Here is a 6,048-nt window from a genome sequence, read left to right on the forward strand (position 1 = left end):
CCAGCCTGCTGGCCTCCTGGGGGCTGGATGACAGCGCCGACGCGGTGCGCCGCTTCTCGCTGGGCGTCATCGAGGCGGTCGCCGGCACCGCGGCGATCCTCAAGCCGCAGGTGGCGCTGTACGAGCGCTTCGGCTCGGCCGGCTTCGCGGCCCTGGAGGAAACCCTGGCCGCGGCGCGCGATGCCGGGGTGCTGACCCTGGCCGACGCCAAGCGCGGGGACATCGGCTCCACGATGGCCGCCTACGCCAACGCCTGGCTGGCCGACGATTCGCCGCTGGCCGCCGACGCGGTGACCCTCAGCCCCTACCTGGGCTACGAGTCGCTGCGCCCGGCCATCGACCTGGCCGGGCAGACCGGGCGCGGGGTGTTCGTGCTCGGGCTGACCTCCAACCCGGAGGGCCAAAGCGTGCAGCACGTGGGGGGAGTGGCCTCGGTGGCCAAGCGGATCATCGACGCGGTCGCGCAGGACAACGCGCACGCCGCGGACCTGGGACATGTGGGCCTGGTCATCGGCGCCACCGTCGGGGATGCCCCGCAGCGGCTGGGCATCGACCTGTCCGCGACGAAGGCGGCGCTTTTGACCCCCGGGCTCGGGGCGCAGGGCGCCACCGCGGGTGATCTTGCCAACAGCTTCGCCAGCAGCCACCGCCAGGTGCTGGCCAGCAGCAGCCGGGACATCCTGCGCGCCGGACCCGGGGTCCAGGCGCTGCGGGACAAGGCCCGCATGGTACGCGACGAACTGCTCGCCGCCGGTTAGTAAAGTAGTCGGATCGCGCTGTGGCTACTAAGGTTTCTAGTAGCCACAGCGCGATTACTCTTGCAAATGCCGCGTTTGGTGGTTATGTTCACAACATGGCCTTAGTCCACAACTGATGAAGGATGGCTGAACGATGGTACTGCGAGAACTTTCAGACGAAGACCGGGTCCGCGCCCGTGCCAAGGCCCTGGCCGCCCGCACCCGTCGGGCTGAGATCAAGTCCCAGTTCAGTAGCGGAAAAATCTCCATCACTGAGGTACTAGACTTGGTGTACGAAGATGAGGCAGTCGGTCGCATGCGTGTGATGGACCTGCTCGAATCAGTGCCCGGCGTCGGCGAGGTCCGCGCCGCGAACCTGCTCGAACGCCTGGGGATCTCCCCGTCACGCCGCCTGCGCGGCCTGGGACGCAAGCAGCGGGTGGCGATCACTGAACACTTCAAGCAATCTCCGCCCAAGACGAAAGCGTAGTAAATGACCCCAGCGTCGGTAACGGTTCTGGCCGGCCCCACGGCCGTAGGCAAGGGCACCGTCTCCACCTACATCCGTGAGAACTATCCGCAGGTCTGGTTGTCGGTTTCGGCCACCACCCGCGATCCGCGCCCGGGGGAGGTGGAAGGGGTCCACTACTACTTTGTTGGGCCCAAGCGCTTTGGTGAGCTGGTCGAATCCGGCCAAATGCTTGAATGGGCGGTCGTGCACGGGCAGAACAGCTACGGCACCATCCGCTCCACCGTGGAACAGGCCGTGGCCGAGGGCAAGAAGGTGCTGCTGGAAATCGACCTGCAGGGCGCACGCCAGGTCAAGGAGTCGATGCCGGAGGCACAATTCGTGTTCCTGGCCCCGCCCTCCTGGGATGAACTGGTGCGCCGGCTTGTGGGCCGCGGCACCGAATCGAGCGAGGAACAGCAGCGCCGGCTGGAAACCGCTAAACTGGAACTTGCGGCCGAACCGGAATTCGACGTGACCATTGTCAACGACAGTGTGTCGCGGGCCGCCGAAGAGCTTGTGTCCCTCATGGGGCTAGACGAAAAATAAGGGGAGTCCTGTGACCGAAAACCTTGAAGGAATCATCAACCCTTCAATCGACTCGTTGCTGAAGACCGGTGAGTCCAAGTACGCGCTGGTGCTGAATTCGGCCAAGCGCGCCCGCCAGATCAACGCCTACTACGCGCAGCTGAACGAAGGCCTGTTCGAGTACGTTGGCCCGTTGGTGGAAACCAAGCTCAACGAGAAGCCGCTGACCATCGCCCTGCGTGAACTGAACGAGGGCCTGCTGAAGGTCACCCCGGCCGACGCCGAGTAAGTCAACACTTCAACGGATGGCGCCCCAGTTAGCACCGGTGGCGCCATTCGCTGTTTAAGCCCGCAGGCCGCCACCCAGTCCCACATTGTGAGGTAGAAGTTGAAGAGAATCGTGCTCGGGGTCTCCGCCGGGATCGCCGCCTACAAGTCCGTCCTGCTGCTGCGGCTGCTGCGCGAGGCCGGGCACCACGTCGATGTGATTCCCACCGGCAACGTCGCCCAGTTCGTGGGCAACGCCACCTTTGAGGCCCTCAGCGGCAACCCGGTTACCTCGAACGTGTTCGACGCCGTGGACACCGTGAACCACGTGCGCCTGGGCCAGGAGGCCGACCTGGTGGTCGTCGTTCCGGCCACCGCGGATCTGCTGGCCAAGGCGGCCGCCGGGATCGCCAACGACCTGCTCACCGGCACCCTGCTGGCCACCCGCGCCCCGGTGGTGATGGCCCCGGCCATGCACACCGAAATGTGGCAGCACCCGGCGACCGTGGCCAACGTCGCCACGCTGCGCCAGCGCGGGGTGCACGTGATCGACCCGGCGGTGGGGCGGCTGACCGGCAAGGACAGCGGCCCGGGCCGCCTGCCGGAGCCGGAGGAGATCTTCCAGGCGCTGCAGGTGCACCTGGGCGAGCCGCTGCTGGCCGGGAGCAGCGTGCTGATCACCGCCGGGGGCACCCGCGAACCGCTGGACCCGGTCCGCTTCCTGGGCAACCGCTCCTCGGGCCGCCAGGGCGTGGCGCTGGCGGCCGCGGCCCGCGACGCCGGGGCGAACGTCACCCTGATCGCCACCCACTTGGAGGTCCCCGCCCCGCACGGGGTGCAGGTGGTGCACGCCTCCAGCGCGCTGGAGCTGCGCGAGGCGGTGTTCGCCCACGCCCCGGGCAAGGACGCGTTGATCATGAACGCGGCGGTCGCCGACTTCCGCCCGGCCAGCGTGGAGGCGGCCAAGATCAAGAAGCGCGACGAGCATTCGGCGCCGGTGATCGAACTGGTGCGCAACCCGGACATCCTGGCCGAACTGGTCGCCGCCCGCGCCCAGGACCAGACGCTGCCGCGCACCGTGGTCGGCTTCGCCGCCGAAACCGGGGACGAGCAGGGCAGCGTGCTGGACTACGGCCGGACCAAGCTGGCCAAGAAGGGCTGCGAGATGCTGGTGGTCAACGAGGTCGGGCAGAGCAAGACGTTTGGCGCGGAGACGAACGAGGCCACAATCCTGTTCGCCGACGGGCGCGAGGCGGTTTCCGCCGCCGGAAGCAAGCTGGAGGTGGCGCGGCGCGTCATCGAACAGCTGGCCGGCGCAATATAGCGTCATCGGCCCGTCACATGGTGACCAGCACCATGTCACAGCCATTCACCCAAGGACGCAACGAAGGACAAAGGGTCGACACGACCAGATAGAGTAACAAGGTGACTTCAACAACCCCTGAACTACGCCTGTTTACCTCGGAATCAGTGACCGAGGGACACCCGGACAAGATCTGCGACCAGATCTCCGACGCCATCCTGGACGCCATGCTCGCCCAGGACCCGAACTCGAAGGTGGCGGTGGAAACCCTGACCACCACCGGGCTGGTCCACGTGGCCGGCGAGGTGACCACCAACGGGTACGTGGAAATCCCGGAGATCGTGCGCCGCACCATCCTGGACATCGGCTACGACTCCTCTGCCAACGGCTTTGACGGGGCCCGCTGCGGGGTGTCGGTTTCCATCGGCCAGCAGTCCCAGGAAATCCACGACGGGGTGTTCAACTCCCTGGAGTCCCGCCAGGGCACCGCCAAGGACCCGCGCGACATGCAGGGCGCCGGGGACCAGGGGCTGATGTTCGGCTACGCCTCGGATGAAACCGAGTCGCTGATGCCCACCCCGATCTTCCTGGCCCACCGCCTCTCCGAGCGGCTCACCCAGGTGCGCAAGAACGCCCGGCTGCCGCTGCTGCGCCCCGACGGCAAGACCCAGGTGACCATCGGCTACGACGGGGACAAGCCGGTGTCGATCGACACCGTGGTCGTCTCCAGCCAGCACGCGGCCGAATACGAGCTGGAAACCCTGAAGGCCGACCTGCTGGAGGAGGTGGTCACCCCGGTGATCTCCAAGTCCGGGCTGGACACCTCCAACACCGAGATCATCCTGAACCCCTCCGGGCCGTTCATCATCGGCGGGCCGGTCGGGGACGCCGGGCTCACCGGACGCAAGATCATCGTGGACACCTACGGCGGCTTCGCCCGCCACGGCGGCGGCGCGTTCTCCGGCAAGGACCCGTCCAAGGTGGACCGCTCGGCCGCGTACGCGATGCGCTGGGTGGCCAAAAACATCGTCGCCGCGGGCCTGGCCCGGCGCGCCGAGGTCCAGGTCGCCTACGCCATCGGCGTGGCTACCCCGGTGGGCCTGTACGTGGAGACCTTCGGCACCGAGACCGTGGACCCGGCCGAAATCACCCGGGCCATCCGCGAGATCTTCGACCTGCGCCCGCTGGGCATCATCGAGGACCTGGACCTGAAGCGCCCGATCTACCAGAAGACCGCCGCGCACGGCCATTTCGGCCGCGACGACATGGACTTCACCTGGGAGCGCACCGACAAGGTGGATGCGCTGCGCTCCTGGTTCAACGCGTAGCCCCCAGGCCCCGTGGAACAAGAAGCCCTGATATCAGCACCCGAGCCGCAGCGCATACCCCTGCTGGCCCGGGTGCTGATTGATTCCCCGGTCCCGCACCTGGACCGGCCCTTTGACTACAGCGTGCCGGTCTCGCTGCGCGACAGGGTGCAGCCCGGGATGCGGGTCAAGGTGCCCTTTGGCGGGCGCCAGCTGGACGGGTTCATCACCGAGCTGATCCCGGACGCGGATCCCGGGTTCAAGGTGCGGGAACTGGGCAAGCTCATCTCCGAAACCCGGGTGCTCTACCCCGAGGTGCTGGCCACCGCCGAACTGGTGGCCGAACGCTACGCCGGCACGCTGTGGGACGTGGTGCGCCAGGCGGTGCCCCCGCGCGCGGCGCGGGTGGAGAAGGAGGACCTGGCCGCCGACGCCCTGGCCGCCGGGCAGCTCACCCTGCCCGAGGTGCCGGTGAACCAGCTCTCCCACTACACCGGGGGAGCGCAGGCGCTCAGCGACTGGGGCGAGGGCAGCCTGCACCGGGCGGTGGCCACCTGGGTGCCGAACTTCCCCGGCTCCTGGCCCGGCTTCCTGCTCGATGCCGCCCGCCCGGTGCTGCAGCGCGGCAAGCGGGTGCTGGTGATCGTGCCGGACGCGGCCGACCTGGAGCGGCTGGGCACCTACCTGGACGAGACGATCGGGCCCGAGTTCTATGCCCGGCTGCAGGCCGAGGACGGGCCCACCCCGCGCTACCGCAACTTCCTGCGCGCCATTTGCGGGCACGTGCCGGTGGTGATCGGCACCCGCTCCGCGGCGCTGTGCCACATCCCGGCCCTGGAGCTGGTGATCCTGTGGCAGGACGGGGACCAGTCCCACCGCGAACTGCGCGCCCCCTACCAGCACAGCCGGGAGGTGGCGCTGCTGCGCAGCCAGCACACCGGGTGTTCGCTGCTGATCGCCTCCCCGTCGCGCTCCGTGGAGGCCCAGCGCCTGGTGGACACCGGCTGGGCGCAGGAGCTGAAGCTGCCGCGCGACCTGCTGCGCCGCCAGGTGGCCCGGGTCGCGGCGACCACCACCGACTTCGAGCTCGAGCGGGACCCGGTGCTGGCCCGCGCCCGCATCCCGTCGCTGGCCTGGCGGGAGGCCAGCCGGGCCCTGGAAAGCGCGCCGGTGCTGGTGCAGGTGGCCCGCACCGGGTTCATGCCGGCGCTGGCCTGCCAGGACTGTCGCAGCTTCGCCCGCTGCCCGCACTGCCAGGGCCCGCTGCAGCTGGGCGGGGCCGGTGGCGCGGTCAACTGCCGCTGGTGCGGCACCTACTACCGCGACCACCGTTGCGCGAACTGCGGTTCACCGCGGCTGCGGGCGGTATCGATCGGGGCCGAACGCACCGCCGAGGAG

The 6,048-nt window shown here is 68.6% G+C and carries 7 protein-coding genes; all 7 read left to right on the top strand.

Going from position 1 to position 6,048, the window contains the following annotated elements; genetic code table 11:
• On the top strand, positions 1–758 hold a 758-nt coding region (pyrF, locus tag RCJ92_RS14540), incomplete at its 5' end, for an orotidine-5'-phosphate decarboxylase (protein ID WP_446754939.1).
• A gap of 133 nt (positions 759–891) precedes the next feature.
• Positions 892–1,227: an integration host factor, actinobacterial type gene (gene mihF, locus RCJ92_RS14545; protein ID WP_446754940.1), complete on the top strand. Its 336-nt coding sequence runs from the start codon at positions 892–894 to the stop codon at positions 1,225–1,227.
• Between the two features lie 3 nt (positions 1,228–1,230).
• On the top strand, positions 1,231–1,794 hold the full coding sequence (gmk, locus tag RCJ92_RS14550) for a guanylate kinase (RefSeq protein ID WP_054821783.1): 564 nt from the start codon (positions 1,231–1,233) through the stop codon (positions 1,792–1,794).
• A 10-nt stretch (positions 1,795–1,804) separates the two neighbouring features.
• On the top strand, positions 1,805–2,062 hold the full coding sequence (gene rpoZ / locus RCJ92_RS14555; RefSeq protein WP_446754941.1) for a DNA-directed RNA polymerase subunit omega: 258 nt from the start codon (positions 1,805–1,807) through the stop codon (positions 2,060–2,062).
• Positions 2,063–2,161: 99 nt separating this feature from the next.
• Positions 2,162–3,364 carry a bifunctional phosphopantothenoylcysteine decarboxylase/phosphopantothenate--cysteine ligase CoaBC gene (gene coaBC / locus RCJ92_RS14560; RefSeq protein ID WP_446754942.1) on the top strand — a complete coding sequence of 401 codons (1,203 nt, stop codon included), beginning with the start codon at positions 2,162–2,164 and terminating at the stop codon, positions 3,362–3,364.
• A 101-nt stretch (positions 3,365–3,465) separates the two neighbouring features.
• Positions 3,466–4,671 (top strand): methionine adenosyltransferase, encoded by a 1,206-nt coding sequence (metK, locus tag RCJ92_RS14565; RefSeq protein WP_138926242.1) that lies wholly within the window; start codon positions 3,466–3,468, stop codon positions 4,669–4,671.
• Positions 4,672–4,683: 12 nt separating this feature from the next.
• Positions 4,684–6,048: primosomal protein N' family DNA-binding protein (locus tag RCJ92_RS14570; RefSeq protein WP_446754943.1), on the top strand; the 1,365-nt coding region annotated here is incomplete at its 3' end.

Source organism: Glutamicibacter sp. BSL13, from assembly GCF_052928425.1.

Coding starts and splice junctions, on each gene's coding strand:
- mihF (WP_446754940.1), top strand. CDS start 892: ATGGTACTGCGAGAACTTTCAGACGAAGACCGGGTCCGCGCCCGTGCC.
- gmk (WP_054821783.1), top strand. CDS start 1,231: ATGACCCCAGCGTCGGTAACGGTTCTGGCCGGCCCCACGGCCGTAGGC.